Origin of the sequence: Streptomyces profundus (assembly GCF_020740535.1) — a bacterium.
GTDB classification, from domain to species: Bacteria; Actinomycetota; Actinomycetes; order Streptomycetales; family Streptomycetaceae; genus Streptomyces; species Streptomyces profundus.
The window spans coordinates 2,079,423-2,092,481 of the sequence record NZ_CP082362.1 but is presented as its reverse complement, the minus strand read 5'-3'; the positions used below and the strand labels follow the sequence as shown (position 1 = coordinate 2,092,481).

Below are 13,059 nucleotides of genomic sequence, written 5' to 3'. Positions count from 1 at the left end.
GCCCACCGCCCCTGGGCTCAGGCGGCCAGCGCCTTCTTGACGTCGGCCAGCGAGGGGTTGGTCATGGTGGTCTCGGCGCCGCCCCCGCCGGTGACCACCACCGTGGGCACGGTCTGGTTGCCGTTGTTGGCGGCCTCGACGAGCTTCACGGCCGCGGGGTCCTGCTCGATGTCGATCTCCGTGAAGGCGATGCCCTCGCGGTTCAACTGGCTCTTCAGCCGACGGCAGTAGCCGCACCACGGGGTGCTGTACATCGTCACGGTGCCCTGCATGGGATGACTCCTTCACGACTTCACGACTTCACGACTTCACGACTTCACGACTTCAGATTCACGACTTCAGAACTTCAGAACGGTGTTCCGCTACTACAACGGTGCCCGGTGCCCCGCGCCTGGTGTCCACAGAACGCCGGGCGCGGTATGAGTAATTCCACGGGCTGTGGACGGCACGCCCCACCCGCCCCTGAGAACCTGGCAGCATGGCGGGGTGACATCAGCACCGCACGCCTCAGCCAACCCGCCGGAGGGCTTCGCGCCCGAGAGCCTCCCGCCGGAGAGTCGAGCGGGCGGCGGCCAGCACGGGACGCTACCGCATGGCGCCTTCCCCGAGCCGCCCAGCACGGCGGACGCCGTGCTCGACGGCCTCGATCCGGAGCAGCGCACGGTCGCCACCACCCTGCGTGGCCCGGTCTGCGTCCTGGCCGGCGCCGGCACGGGCAAGACCCGTGCCATCACCCACCGCATCGCCTACGGGGTGCGCGCCGGCGTCTACCAGCCCAACACCGTGCTCGCGGTCACGTTCACGGCCAGGGCCGCGGGCGAGATGCGCGGCCGGCTCCGGCAGCTCGGCGCCGGCGGCGTGCAGACCCGCACCTTCCACGCCGCCGCGCTGCGGCAACTCCAGTTCTTCTGGCCCAAGGCCGTCGGCGGGGAGCCGCCTAGGCTGCTGGAGCGCAAGGTCCAGCTGGTCGCCGAGGCGGGCGCCCGCTGCCGGATCCGGCTGGAGCGGCTGGAGCTGCGCGATGTGATGGGCGAGATCGAATGGGCCAAGGTCACCCAGGTCACGCCCGAGGACTATCCGGCCACCGTGGTCAAGGCCGGCCGGGACGCCCCGCGCGACCCGGCCGAGACCGCCCGCGTCTACGCCACCTACGAGCAGCTCAAACAAGATCGCGGCGTCATCGACTTCGACGATGTGCTGCTGCTGATGGTCGGCATCCTCAGCGACCGCCCGGACATCGCCGACACCGTCCGCGGCCAGTACCAGCACTTCACCGTCGACGAGTACCAGGACGTCAGCCCGTTGCAGCAGCGCCTGCTCCAGCTCTGGCTGGGCGAGCGGGACAGCGTCTGCGTGGTCGGGGACGCCAGCCAGACGATCTACTCCTTCACCGGCGCCACCCCGGACCACCTCCTCAACTTCCGCACCCAGCACCCGGACGCCACCCTGGTGAAGCTGGTGCGCGACTACCGCTCCTCGCCCGAGGTGGTGCATCTGGCCAACGGGCTGCTGGCCCAGGCCAGGGGGCGGGCCGCCGAGCACCGTCTTGAGCTGATCTCCCAGCGCCCGTCAGGCCCAGAGCCGCACTTCTCCGAGCACGCGGACGAGCCGGCCGAGGCGGAGGCCACGGCCAAGCGCATCAAGCAGCTGCTCACCCCCGTCGCCCAGGGCGGCTCGGGGGTCCCGGCCAGCGAGATCGCCGTCCTCTACCGGGTCAACGCCCAGTCCGAGATCTACGAGCAGGCGCTCGCCGACGCCGGCGTGCCCTACCAACTGCGCGGTGCCGAGCGCTTCTTCGACCGGCAGGAGATCCGCCAGGCCGGCCTGGCGCTGCGCGGTGCCGCTCGTGCCGGCGGCAACGACGCCGCCCTGGACGGCGCGCAGGGGCTGGCCGACGAGGTCGGCGCGGTGCTGGCCACCCTCGGGTGGACGCATCAGCCGCCCGCCGGCTCGGGAGCGGTGCGGGATCGGTGGGAGTCGCTGCGGGCGCTGGTCCGCCTCGCGGAGGACTTCCAGCGCGCCCGCCCGGACGCCGTCCTCGCCGACTTCGTCGCCGAGGTGGACGAGCGCGCCGCCGCCCAACACGCGCCCACCGTCGAGGGCGTCACCCTGGCCTCGCTCCACACGGCCAAGGGCCTGGAGTGGGACGCCGTGTTCCTCGTCGGCCTCACCGACGGGATGCTGCCCATCACCCATGCCAAGACGCCGGAGCAGATCGAGGAGGAGCGTCGGCTGCTCTATGTGGGGGTCACCAGGGCGCGGGCGCATCTCTCGCTCTCCTGGGCGCTCGCCCGCTCGCCCGGCGGGCGGGCCAGCCGCCGGCCCAGCCGCTTCCTGGACGGGCTGCGCCCCGGCTCCGCCTCGGACGCGGCCCGCTCGCGGGGCGGGGCCGGCGGAGTGGAGCGCGGCGGCGCCAAGGGGCGCAAGCCGCGTGGCCCCGTGCCCTGCCGCGTCTGCGGGCGCACCCTCACAGAGGCCACCGAGCTGAAGCTCCGCCGATGCGCGGACTGCCCCTCGGACATGGACGAGGCGCTGTACGAGCGGCTGCGGGAGTGGCGGCTCGGGCAGGCCCAGGAACTGGGCCGCCCCGCATACGCGGTGTTCACCGACGCCACCCTGATGGCCATCGCCGAGCAGGTGCCGGGCAGCGAGCGCGAGCTGGCCAAGATCTCCGGCGTGGGCCCCCACAAGCTGCGCCAGTTCGGCCCCGAGATCCTGGCGCTGTGCGCGGGCGAGGAGCTGCTGGGGGAGCCCGAGGAGCCCGGGGAGCACTCGGAAGAGGCTTCGGCTGAGGGCGCCGATCCCTTCTTCCCGCAGGACGACGAGCAACTCCCGGCGGGCGATGGGGAATTTTCCGAAGAGGACCCCGAAAAATAGATTGCGTGCGCGCGAGACATCCGCATAGCGTGCTGCACGTGGCGCTGAGGGAGGGTTTCCCTTCCCTCAAACCCATGTTGTACTGAGAGAACATCCCGGGTAGGAGTGCCTGCCCCCGAGACGCTGAAGGAGGCGATCCCTGTGGTCACGTTGAAGCAGATCAAACTGTCCGGCCCGGCTTTCGCCTGCCCTAACGCTCTCGGTGCGGCGCGCCCGTTTGCCGTGGCCATGCTGCCCGTCCCGTCCGTGCGCCCCGAGTCCGCAGCCAGGGATCTCTCCCGTGGCGAGCGAACGATGTCGGCGCGCGAGATGGCCGTAGCGGCAGCAGCCGTGGGAGTGGACGCATATGCGACCACCCCGAATCTCGTCGGCGCCGGGCACCAGATTTTCGGACAGCAGAGCAAGTCTCACTCGATGTGGGCCCTCCGCGGGCTCGAACCCTGGAGTGATCCCACCTGATCGGCGAGATCAGGTCGGCACCTTCCAGGGCCGCGGAACCCACACCGGGTTTCGCGGCCCTTTTGCTTTCCGCCGCCCGACAACCGTCGAGCGGCTCGACACGACACGAGGACAACACCGTGCCACTCGCGCCGTACGCCCGACCTGACCTGAACCCGCCACCCGATCCGGAGACTTCTGTGACCCCGCTGTTCACGCTGAACGAGCTCGATGAGGCCATCGAGCGTCTCGGCGAAGGCGTGCCCTGCCGTTCGTACGACCCCGAGGTGTTCTTCGCCGAGTCCCCCGCGGACGTCGAGTACGCCAAGTCGCTCTGTCAGACCTGTCCGTTGCGCGAGGCGTGTCTGGCCGGCGCCAAGGACCGCCGCGAGCCCTGGGGGGTGTGGGGCGGCGAGCTGTTCGTCCAGGGCGTGGTGGTGCCGAGGAAGCGGCCTCGTGGCCGTCCCCGCAAGAACCCGGTCTCGGCATGAGCACCCACGGAACCATCGGCCGGCCGGCTCCCTACGGGCCGAGACGGCACAGCCAACTGATCAAGAACGATTCCAGCACGGAAGCGGCCACTCGCCGCCGACCTGCCGATGTACGCAAGTCCCGGCAGGAACAGAACAGGACCAGGAAGTTGCAACTCATCCCAGAAGCCATGGCGCGTTCCCATATGGCGGAACGCGCTCGGGAAGCCGAGTCCCAACGGGTCGCCGGCCGTGTCGCTGACGCTCAGCGACACGCTCGCCGGTCCGACCGGTTCCAGCGGCGGGCGGAGCGCGCCTCCCAGCGCGCCCGCCGGGCGTTGGCCCGGGCGGTCATGCACTGACCGCTTGACCCCTTCCCCGATATCCCGCCGCCGGTCGGCCGGGTCGCCTCAGGCGGCTCGGGCCGACCGGCGGCTCTCATATGCGTGGCCGAGCATCGCCTCCGCCTTCCCCGACGCCGCCCTCCGCCGACGCCGAGCCCTTGCGCGTCCGCTCGGCCGTCTTGGCCGTCTTCTTGGACGTCTTCCCGGGGGCCTTCTTGGGGGCTTTTTTGGCTGTCTTGGCCACCTTCTTCGCCGGTGCCGGGCGCTTGGCCGTTCCGGCCTCCGCGTCCTCGGCCTCGGCGCCCTCCGCCTCGGCTGCCGGCGCGGTGGGCGCGGTGGGCGCGGTCGGCTCCGCGAAGCCGGGGAGGCCAGCGGCCATCTCCTCGCGGATCCGCACCGTCGCACCGAGCTGACAGAGCACCCCGACGGTGCTCATCGTGACGCGGTGGATCAGGAGATACGCCGGCGGCAGATTGAGCTGCCGGCCCAACTGGTGTGCCTCGGAACGGGGATCGGCTATCCGGGCGGCCTGGCCGCGCAGCCACTCCCGGCTGAACGTGAACGCCTCCACCCGGGCCGGCTCGATGACCGGCGCGAGATACCTCAGCACCTCCTCCGGATCCAGCTCCCTGGACTCGGTGACGAACCCCTCGGCGCGCAGCCGGGCGTACACCTCCTCCGCCGAGTCGTGCAGCGACAGCCGGAGGGCCTGGCCGATGGCCGGCGGCAGTCCTTCGGGAAGCCTGCTGACCGCGCCGAAGTCGAGCACGCCGAGCCGCCAGCGCTCCACCGGCTCGTCCGGGGCCGGCACCAGCCGGAAGTTGCCCGGGTGGGCGTCCGCGTGGAGCAGCCCCGTCCTGCTCGTGCCGGAGAAGAGGAACCGTGCCAACAGCTGTCCCGCGCGATCCCGCTGCGGCTGGTCGCCATCCGCGATCACCTCGGAGAGCGGTATGCCGGAGAGCCAGTCGGTGATCAGCACACCCTCCCGCTGGAGGACCACATCGGGAACCACCACATCGGGGTCGTCCCGGAACTCGGCGGCGCAGATCCGCTGGGACGCCGCCTCCAGCTCGTAGTCCAGCTCCTCGGCGACCCGATCCCGCAACTCCTCGACCAGTGGCTTGATCTCCAGGCCGGGCGCCCAGGTCCCCACCACTCTCGCGAGGCGGCCGAGCTGGGTGAAGTCGGAGAGCAGGGCCTCGCCCGCTCCCGGATACTGGATCTTGACGGCCACCTCCCGCCCGTCGCCCCAGACCGCGCGGTGCACCTGGCCGATCGAGGCAGCGGCGGCCGGCCGTTCGTCGAACTCCAGGAACAGCTCGCGCCAGTCCGGGCCCAGGCGTTCGGCCAGCGTCTTGTGGACCGAGGCGGCCGGCATCGGGGGCGCGGCTTCCTGGAGCTTGGTCAGCGCGGTGCGGTAGGGGCCGGCGAGCGACTCCGGCAGGGCCGACTCGAAGACCGAGAGCGCCTGGCCCACCTTCATGGCGCCGCCCTTCAGCTCTCCGAGGACGGAGAACAGCTGCTCGGCCGTGCGCTGGCGCAGCTCCTGGGCGACGCGCTCGGCCGAGCGCCCGCCGATTCTCTTGCCCAGGCCCCAGGTGGCGCGGCCGGCGAAGCTCAGCGGCAGAGTGGCCAGCTTGGCCGTTCTGGTCACCGCCTTGCGGGGTAGGTCAGACATGTCCCCTCCAACTCCCGGCGAACGCAAGGCGAAAGCCCTCGGTACTCCTCTCATTGTGGACCCGTTCGGGCGGGGCGTGTGGGGTCGGGGGCGTGCGATCGCGCGGCGCCGCAGGGGCAGTCCGGGTGGGCGTCGAAGGTGTGGCTCGTCATGGTGGGGCCTGGCAGCACCAGCTCCGTCCGGGTGTGCGGGCTCTGCGGTCCGTGGCCGTCGATGAAGGCGAGCGCGCTACAGGCCGTCAGCCCAGCCACCGCCGTGGCCAGGGCGCTGTCGCAGGCGGGGATGCCGGGAGCGCGGCCGTTGCGCCACTGGGCGACGAGCAGCGGCCATGCGGGCTCGCGGTCCGTGAGCGTCCTCAGAAGGCAGTTGGCGCAGGTGGTGATGCCGGGGAGGACCAGCGGGCCGACGAATCCCGTGGCCTCGACCACACCGGCGTACAGATGTGGCGTGCGCTCGGCCATCAGCTCTTCCGCGCGCACCGGATCGGGCACATAGGCGGCCAGCCCCTCGCGCGGCGCGAGGATCACCAGCCTCGGGCCCGTCGTCTCCTCCCGGCCCGGCGCTCGGCGCCAGGGCGTGACCGCGCGCACCACCGCCCGGGCGGCCTGGGCCCGGCGTTCGCCCACCCCCTCGGGCCGGATGCCGCCGTGGGCGGTGTCCACCCGGGAGACCCGGCCACCGTCCGCCACCTCGACCCGGCCCACCCCGGCCTGGGCCAGGGCGCCGGCGATGGCCGTGCCGACCCGGCCGGCGCCTCGCACCAGGACCCGCGCCGAGCGGCGAGCCAGCAGGGCGCGCAGTCCGCCGCCCGGCTTGGAGTACAGCAGGGAGAGCGAGGCGAGATCGGGGCGCATCGCCTCCGTGATCTGGCTGGCGGCCTCCCGCTCGGCCGTCGCGTCCTCCAGCACGCCCGCCTCCTCCAGGCGCCGCGTCACCCGGTCCGCCGCCTCGGCGCCGAGGCCGAGGGCAGCCGCCGCGTCCCGCAGCGCCGGCAGGCCGCGCGTGCCGTCGAGGAGGGAGAGGAAATTCTCCGTGGCGTTGTCCAGCGGACCGAAGAGCACCGAGTGTGCCGGTGTCACTCCGTACCGCACGGTCTCGCGGTCCCGCCATCCGCGGCGGAGCGACGGCTTGATCATCGGATGCATGGGAGAACCCCCCTTGGCCCGTGCGGGCCTTCGGTGAACTGTCGGGGCTCATCATGACGGGAACGGAGCGGGCGTGTGTGATGTTATCCACAGGAAGCGGAGAAAATAATATTAATGGTGCATTCCTCGGGGTGGTTGACTTTTCACGCCCCCCATCCGCTGAACGACAGGCGGGACATATCAGGCCCGTACCGGGTAACGTCGACATGTGCCCGCCGAACCGCTGAACAGCGCCGGCCCGTCGCAGCGCAGTTCCTCGGCGGGACGCTCGGTGCTGAGCGGAGACCGTTCCGAGCGCGTCGAGGTCCGCCGCAGCTCCCGCCGGCGTCGCACGGTCTCCGCCTACCGCGAGGCCGACCGCACCGTGGTGCTGATCCCCGCGCGGATGACGGCGGAGGAGGAGCGACGCTGGGTGACGGTGATGCTGGAGAAGCTGGCCGCCCAGGAGGAACGCCGCGTCCTGGACGACGAGGATCTCGCCCGGCGGGCCGAGGAGCTCTCCGCGCGCTACTTCGACGGGGGCGCGCGGCCGGACAGCGTGCGCTGGGTGACGAATCAGAACGCCCGCTGGGGTTCCTGCACGCCTGCTCTGGGCACCATCCGGCTCTCGCACCGCCTCCAGGGCATGCCGGAGTACGTGATCGACTACGTACTGTTGCATGAGCTGGCGCATCTGCTGGTGCCAGGACATGGCCCGGGCTTCTGGGCCCTGTTGGAGCGCTATCCGCGCACGGAGCGCGCGCGGGGCTTCCTCGAAGGCGTCGTCGCAGCTGAGCGCCTCCCGCACAGTCGCTGCCCCCAGGGAGACTGACGGCAGAGCTGTCGCTGTCGGTGGCATTGGCTAGTCTGGCGCAGCAGAATGTGCGGCTAGTTGATGGGGGGCGGTCGTTACCAATGGTGACGCACTTCAAAAAGGGGCAGAAGTCTCGGCTCAGCGATCTGACCCTGGGCACGGATCTGTATGTGGGTGTGCAGGTCTCCGGGCCCGGGATGGTCTTCGACATCAGCTGCTTCGGGCTCGACGCGGCCGAACAGCTCTCCGACGACCGGTACTTCATCTTCTACAACCAGCCGAAGTCCCCCGAGGAGTCGCTTCAACTGCTGGGCGCTCAGGCGGGGGACACGGAGTCCTTCCGGGTCACTCTCGACCAGGTGCCGGCGAGCATAGACCGGCTCGCCTTCACCGCGACCATCGACGGCGCTGGCACGATGTCGCAGGCCTCGCCCGGGTATCTGCGGATCGTCGCCGGGGGTGAGGAGGTCGCCCGGTACGCGTTCGACGGATCGGAGTTCTCCTCCGAACGCGCGCTGATGATAGGCGACTTCTATCGGAAGGACGGTTGGCGATTCGCCGCCGTGGGGCAGGGCTTCGACGGGGGTCTTGAGGCGTTGCTCCGTCACTTCGGCGGTGAGGTCGAGGAGGAGGAGGAGGAGGCTCCGGCCGCGCCGGCCGCCGCGGCGCCGGGCTTCGCCCCGCCGGGCGGCGCGCCCCCGGCGCCCCCGGCGTTCGCGGCCCCCGGCGGCGCACCGCCTCCGCCGCCCGCTCCCGTCGCACCCGCACCCGCGCCCACTCCCGCACCGTCGCCCGTCGCCCCCCTCCCCGAGCCCGTGCCAACCCCGCCGCCCGCGCCGGTTCCTCCCGCGGTGCCGCAGGCCCCCGGGCAGTTCGGGCATCCCCCGGAGCCGTACGGCCAGCCGCCACAGCCGTTCGGGCAGCCGGCCGCCGCTCCGCAGGCTCCGCCGTACGGTCAGACAGCCGTGCCTCCGCAGCAGCACGGCTACCCCGTCCCGCCGCCGGGGGCCGCCCCGCCGCAGCCGAGCGGCTCCGCCCCGCCTCCCGTCCCCCAGTCGGTCGGTGACCTCGGCAGCGTCCTCGGCGCCTATGGGGCGGCCGTCGAGGGCCAGCGCTGGAGCATGCAGAACCCGCAGCTCGTCCGCGCCGATCTCGGCACGGACGGTCAGCCGGTGATGGCCAGGCTCGGGTCCATGGTGCTCTACGAGGGCGAGGTGGAGTTCGGCTTCAAGGGAGCCGGCTTCAAGCGACGGATGGTCGCGGGGGCCACGGGCGAGGGCTTCCCCTCGCTGATGCGGTGCACGGGCAACGGCCGCGTCTATCTCGCGGAGGAGGCCACCCGGCTGTTCCCCGTGGAGTTGCAGGGCGACGCCATCTGCGTCTCCTCCCAACACGTGCTGGCCTTCGACGAGTCGCTTGAGTACGACGTGCGGCGGATCGACGGCCATGGCCTGCCGGGCGGCAGCCTCTTCGCTCTGCAGTTCTCGGGCCACGGCACTCTGGTGCTCACCGCGCACGGCGAGCCGCTGGTCATGCCGGTCACGGCGATGACCTTCGCGGACGCCAGCGCCCTGGTCGCCTGGTCGGCCGCCGCGCAGGTGTTGGTGGCCAACCAGGTCAGGCTGCGCCGACAGGCCTACCCCGGCCACACGGGGGAGACCACCCAGCTCCAGTTCCGCGGTGCCCCGGGGAACTTCGTCATCGTCCAGCCCTACGAGATCTGACAGGAGCCCGTGATGGACCAGCGGATGACCGCGGGCTACGCCCCGACCGCCCCCGCGGCGCGGATGGAGAACCACGGCCCCACCATGGCCAAGGTGGCCATGGCGAGCGGGCAGGACGTGCTCGCCAGGAGCGGCTCCATGGTGGCGTACGAGGGATTCGTCCAGTACGAGTCCAACCCCTCCGCCCTCGGGCGCGCCGTCGCGGGCCGGCTGTCGGGGGAGAGCGTGCCCCTGATGCGGTGTCACGGCGACGGTCTGCTCTATCTCGCGGACTACGGCGCCCATGTGCTGTGTCTCCCGCTCAACGGGGAGAACATCTCGGTCAACGCCACCAATGTGCTCGCCTTCGACGCGCATCTGGAGTGGGGTGTGCAGCGGGTCAAGGGCATGGCCAAGTTCGCCGGGCAGGGGCTGTTCAACATCGGCATCACCGGCACCGGCTGGGTCGCGATCACCAGCCGGGGCACCCCCGTCGTCGTGGACTGCTCCCGGACGCAGGGGGAGACCTATGTGGACCCGGACGCGCTCGTGGCCTGGTCCACCGGCCTTGAGGTGCGGGGGAAGCGCAGTTTCAAGGCCAGCTCGCTCATCGGACGCGGCAGCGGTGAGGCCTACCAACTCGGCTTCTCCGGCCAGGGGTTCGTGATCGTGCAGCCCAGCGAGGACAGCGTCGAGCGCCTCAGCGGCAAGCAGAACTGACGGGGGAGTGGCCAGATGCAGAGCCTGATCTTCAACAACGCGTCCCAGCAGACCGCCGAGCGGTTCACCACCCAGGGCGCCCATATGCTGCGGGTCGGCCTCCAGGACGGGGACGACGTGGTGGCCAGGGCGGGCAGCATGGTCGCCTTCGAGGGCATCGTCGAGTTCGACGGTGAGTACCAGTCGCAGCGACAGCACCACAGCCAGCTGATGACAGGCGAGGTGCTGCCGCTGATGCGCTGCTTCGGGCAGGGCACGGTCTACCTCGCCAACCTCGCCCAGCACGTCCATGTGCTGGACGTCGACCACGAGGGGCTCACCGTCGACAGCTCCTATGTGCTGGCCATGGACGCCCATCTGCACTGGGACGTCGTCTCCGTGGAGAGCCAGCACGGCATACCGGGGGTGGGCGCGTACAACATCCTCATCAGCGGTCAGGGGAAGGTCGCCATCACCACCTCGGGCAGCCCGCTCGTCCTGCGGGTGACGCCGCAGCAGCTGTGCAGCGTCGACGCCGATGCCGTGGTGGCCTGGTCCTCCTCGCTCCGGGTGCAGATGCAGGCGCAGACGAGCAGCAAGTCGATCTGGCGCCGCCGCGGCGGCACTGGCGAGGGCTGGGAGCTGAACTTCATGGGCGACGGCCATGTGGTGGTGCAGCCGAGCGAGCTGCTGCCGCCCCAACAGACGTCCTTCGGCCAGCGGTTGCAGTTCCAGCAGGGGGCCGGCCCCGGGCTCGGGCAGGGCGGGGCCTGGGGGCCGCGCTAGCGAGCCCACGCGGCGGGCCGCGCGGTGCGCCTCAGAGCACCGCGCGGGCCCCGATCACCAGGGCGCGCACCGACGCGTCCGGCAGCCGCTCCGCCTCGTCGAAGTCGAACCACCGCAGGGCGAGGGACTCCTCGCTGATCACCGGGTCGGCGTCGGCCGGCGCCAGCGCGGCGTACTGCACGTCGAGGTGGGTGGCGCAGGGGGTCTCGTGCCGGTCGAGGCGGACCGGCGTCGCCAGCAGCCGCAGCCCGGCGATGCCGGACTCCTCGCTCGCCTCCCGCAGCGCCGCGTCGGCCAGCGACGCGTCCGAGGACTCGCAGTGCCCGCCGGTCTGGAGCCAGCGGCCGAGCTTGGCGTGCAGCGTGAGCAGCACCCGGCCGGCCGCCACGTCGACCACCAGCGCGCTGGCGGTGATGTGGCCGGCGGCGCAGCGCTTCCACACCCCGTCGGGGTGCGCGGACAGATGCGCGGTGTAGGCGGCCCGCAGCTCCTCCTGCCGCTCGTCGGGCGCCGGCCAGTCGCGCAGCACCCGAGCGGCGTCCTCATGCAGACTCACGCGCCGCGCCCGCCGCCGCCCTCGGGGCCACGCTCGTCGCCCTCGCCACGCTCGTCCTCCGAGCCGCGCTCCTTGTCGAGGCGGGGCGAGGAGCCGCCGCCGGCCGCGTCGCCCAGCAGTTGATCCAGCTCGGAGAAGTCCAGCTGCTCACGGTGCACGAAGCCGTCCGGATCGTCCAGATCCTGGGCCGTGGGCAGCATGTCGGGGTGCGTCCACAGGGCATCGCGGCCCTGCGAGCCCCGCGCGTCCGTGAGCGAGGCCCAGAGCCGGGCCGCGTCCCGCAGCCGTCGCGGGCGCAGTTCGAGACCGATCAGCGTCGCGAACGTCTGCTCGGCCGGGCCACCGGAGGCACGGCGCCGGCGCAGCGTCTCCCGCAGCGCGGACGCGGACGGCAGATGCGGCTGGGCCGCCGCGTGCACCACCGCGTCCACCCAGCCCTCGACCAGCGCCAGGGCCGTCTCCAGACGGGCCAGCGCGGCCTTCTGCTCCGGGGTGTCCTCCGGCTCGAAGAGGCCCTGCTGCAACTTCTCCTGCAACTCCTCGGGGCGGCCGGGATCGATCTGCCCGACCAGGCCCTCCAGCTTGCTGGTGTCCACCTGGATGCCCCGCGCGTAGCCGTCGACCGCGCCGAACAGATGCGAGCGCAGCCACGGGACATGCGCGAACAGCCGCTGGTGCGCGGCCTCCCGAAGGGCCAGGTACAGCCGGACCTCGTCCTGGGGGACGCCCAGGCCCTCGCCCAGGGCCGCGACGTTCTGCGGCAGCAGCGCGGCCTTGCCCGCCGGGCCCAGCGGCAGCCCGATATCCGTGGAGCCGACGACCTCCCCGGCCAGCGTGCCGACCGCCTGGCCGATCTGGGTGCCGAACATGGCACCGCCCATGGAACGCATCATGCCCATCAGCGGGCCCGCCATGGCCCGCATCTCCTCGGGCAGCACCTGACCCATGGCGGCACCCACCCGTTCGGCCACCGGATCGACCAGTTCACGCCAGACCGGCAGCGTCGCCTCGACCCACTCCGCACGGCTCCAGGCGACGGCGGACCCGGCACCGGACGGGAACGAGGTGACGGAGTCCAGCCAGAGATCGGCCAGCCGCATGGCCTCCGCGACCTGGGACCTCTCCTGGCTGTCCACCGAGCGGTCGCGGGAGCCGTCGGGCGCGCCCTGGGCCACCGTCTGCCGGGCCACGTTCTGCGCCAGATCCCAGTTCACCGGGCCGCTGTCGTTCGACAGCAGCTGCCCGAGCTGCTGGAAGGCCGCGCCCAGATCCTGGGAGTTCATGCCGCCGCCGCCCCCGAACAGGGCGGCCAGCGGGTTGTCGGCCGGGCCCTGGCCGCCGCCCCTGTCGTTGCGGGAGCTCTTGCCGGATTCGCCGTCCTCCGGCTCCTGCGGGAGGCCGAATCCGAATGGGAAGTCACTCACGGGAATCCTCGGGTCTTGTCATCGGACGTCCTCGGACGCTGGTGGAACGGAGCGGACGCGCCGGTCGTTCGCTGGTCTTGGCCCCAAGCCTAGACACCTCTCAGGCAGGATGGGCCTGCGCACGTCGTACTGAAACAACCGCTGGA

Annotated in this window: 12 protein-coding genes; 7 read left to right on the top strand and 5 right to left on the bottom strand. The window is 71.9% G+C overall.

Annotated features, from left to right (window positions below):
* Window positions 1-17: 17 nt before the first annotated feature.
* The gene (locus K4G22_RS08990) at window positions 18-272 is read right to left on the bottom strand and encodes a mycoredoxin (protein WP_228079360.1); all 255 of its coding nucleotides are present in this window, start codon (window positions 270-272) and stop codon (window positions 18-20) included.
* A gap of 358 nt (window positions 273-630) precedes the next feature.
* On the opposite strand from K4G22_RS08990, the gene K4G22_RS08985 reads away from it, so the two are divergent.
* The 3 genes from K4G22_RS08985 to K4G22_RS08975 all read left to right on the top strand — a co-directional run bounded on the left by K4G22_RS08985 (window position 631) and on the right by K4G22_RS08975 (window position 3,806).
* A complete protein-coding gene (locus K4G22_RS08985) occupies window positions 631-2,877 on the top strand; it encodes an ATP-dependent DNA helicase UvrD2 (protein ID WP_228084009.1) in 2,247 nt (748 codons plus the stop codon).
* A gap of 141 nt (window positions 2,878-3,018) precedes the next feature.
* A complete protein-coding gene (locus K4G22_RS08980; protein WP_228079359.1) occupies window positions 3,019-3,336 on the top strand; it encodes a hypothetical protein in 318 nt (105 codons plus the stop codon).
* Between the two features lie 119 nt (window positions 3,337-3,455).
* The gene (locus tag K4G22_RS08975) at window positions 3,456-3,806 is read left to right on the top strand and encodes a WhiB family transcriptional regulator (protein WP_062206853.1); all 351 of its coding nucleotides are present in this window, start codon (window positions 3,456-3,458) and stop codon (window positions 3,804-3,806) included.
* A 417-nt stretch (window positions 3,807-4,223) separates the two neighbouring features.
* Here K4G22_RS08975 and K4G22_RS08965 read toward each other — a convergent pair whose 3' ends face one another.
* Together K4G22_RS08965 and K4G22_RS08960 are read right to left on the bottom strand one after the other, a co-directional pair.
* Window positions 4,224-5,807, bottom strand: a complete 1,584-nt coding sequence (locus K4G22_RS08965; RefSeq protein WP_228079357.1) for an ABC1 kinase family protein — start codon at window positions 5,805-5,807, stop codon at window positions 4,224-4,226.
* Window positions 5,808-5,857: 50 nt separating this feature from the next.
* Window positions 5,858-6,952 carry a ThiF family adenylyltransferase gene (locus K4G22_RS08960; protein ID WP_228079356.1) on the bottom strand — a complete coding sequence of 365 codons (1,095 nt, stop codon included), beginning with the start codon at window positions 6,950-6,952 and terminating at the stop codon, window positions 5,858-5,860.
* A gap of 208 nt (window positions 6,953-7,160) precedes the next feature.
* Between K4G22_RS08960 and K4G22_RS08955 the strand changes: the two genes are divergently transcribed.
* From K4G22_RS08955 to K4G22_RS08940, 4 genes are all read left to right on the top strand, one after another.
* A complete protein-coding gene (locus tag K4G22_RS08955) occupies window positions 7,161-7,763 on the top strand; it encodes a M48 metallopeptidase family protein (protein ID WP_228079355.1) in 603 nt (200 codons plus the stop codon).
* Between the two features lie 83 nt (window positions 7,764-7,846).
* On the top strand, window positions 7,847-9,469 hold the full coding sequence (locus K4G22_RS08950; protein ID WP_228079354.1) for a TerD family protein: 1,623 nt from the start codon (window positions 7,847-7,849) through the stop codon (window positions 9,467-9,469).
* Between the two features lie 12 nt (window positions 9,470-9,481).
* Window positions 9,482-10,168, top strand: a complete 687-nt coding sequence (locus K4G22_RS08945; protein ID WP_228079353.1) for an AIM24 family protein — start codon at window positions 9,482-9,484, stop codon at window positions 10,166-10,168.
* Between the two features lie 15 nt (window positions 10,169-10,183).
* Window positions 10,184-10,933, top strand: a complete 750-nt coding sequence (locus K4G22_RS08940) for an AIM24 family protein (RefSeq protein ID WP_228079352.1) — start codon at window positions 10,184-10,186, stop codon at window positions 10,931-10,933.
* Between the two features lie 31 nt (window positions 10,934-10,964).
* On the opposite strand, the gene K4G22_RS08935 is transcribed toward K4G22_RS08940, so the two are convergent.
* The gene (locus tag K4G22_RS08935) at window positions 10,965-11,489 is read right to left on the bottom strand and encodes an NUDIX hydrolase (RefSeq protein WP_228079351.1); all 525 of its coding nucleotides are present in this window, start codon (window positions 11,487-11,489) and stop codon (window positions 10,965-10,967) included.
* Window positions 11,486-12,913 (bottom strand): zinc-dependent metalloprotease, encoded by a 1,428-nt coding sequence (locus K4G22_RS08930; protein ID WP_228079350.1) that lies wholly within the window; start codon window positions 12,911-12,913, stop codon window positions 11,486-11,488. Before K4G22_RS08930 ends, K4G22_RS08935 begins: the two co-directional genes overlap by 4 nt.
* Between the last annotated feature and the right edge of the window lie 146 nt (window positions 12,914-13,059).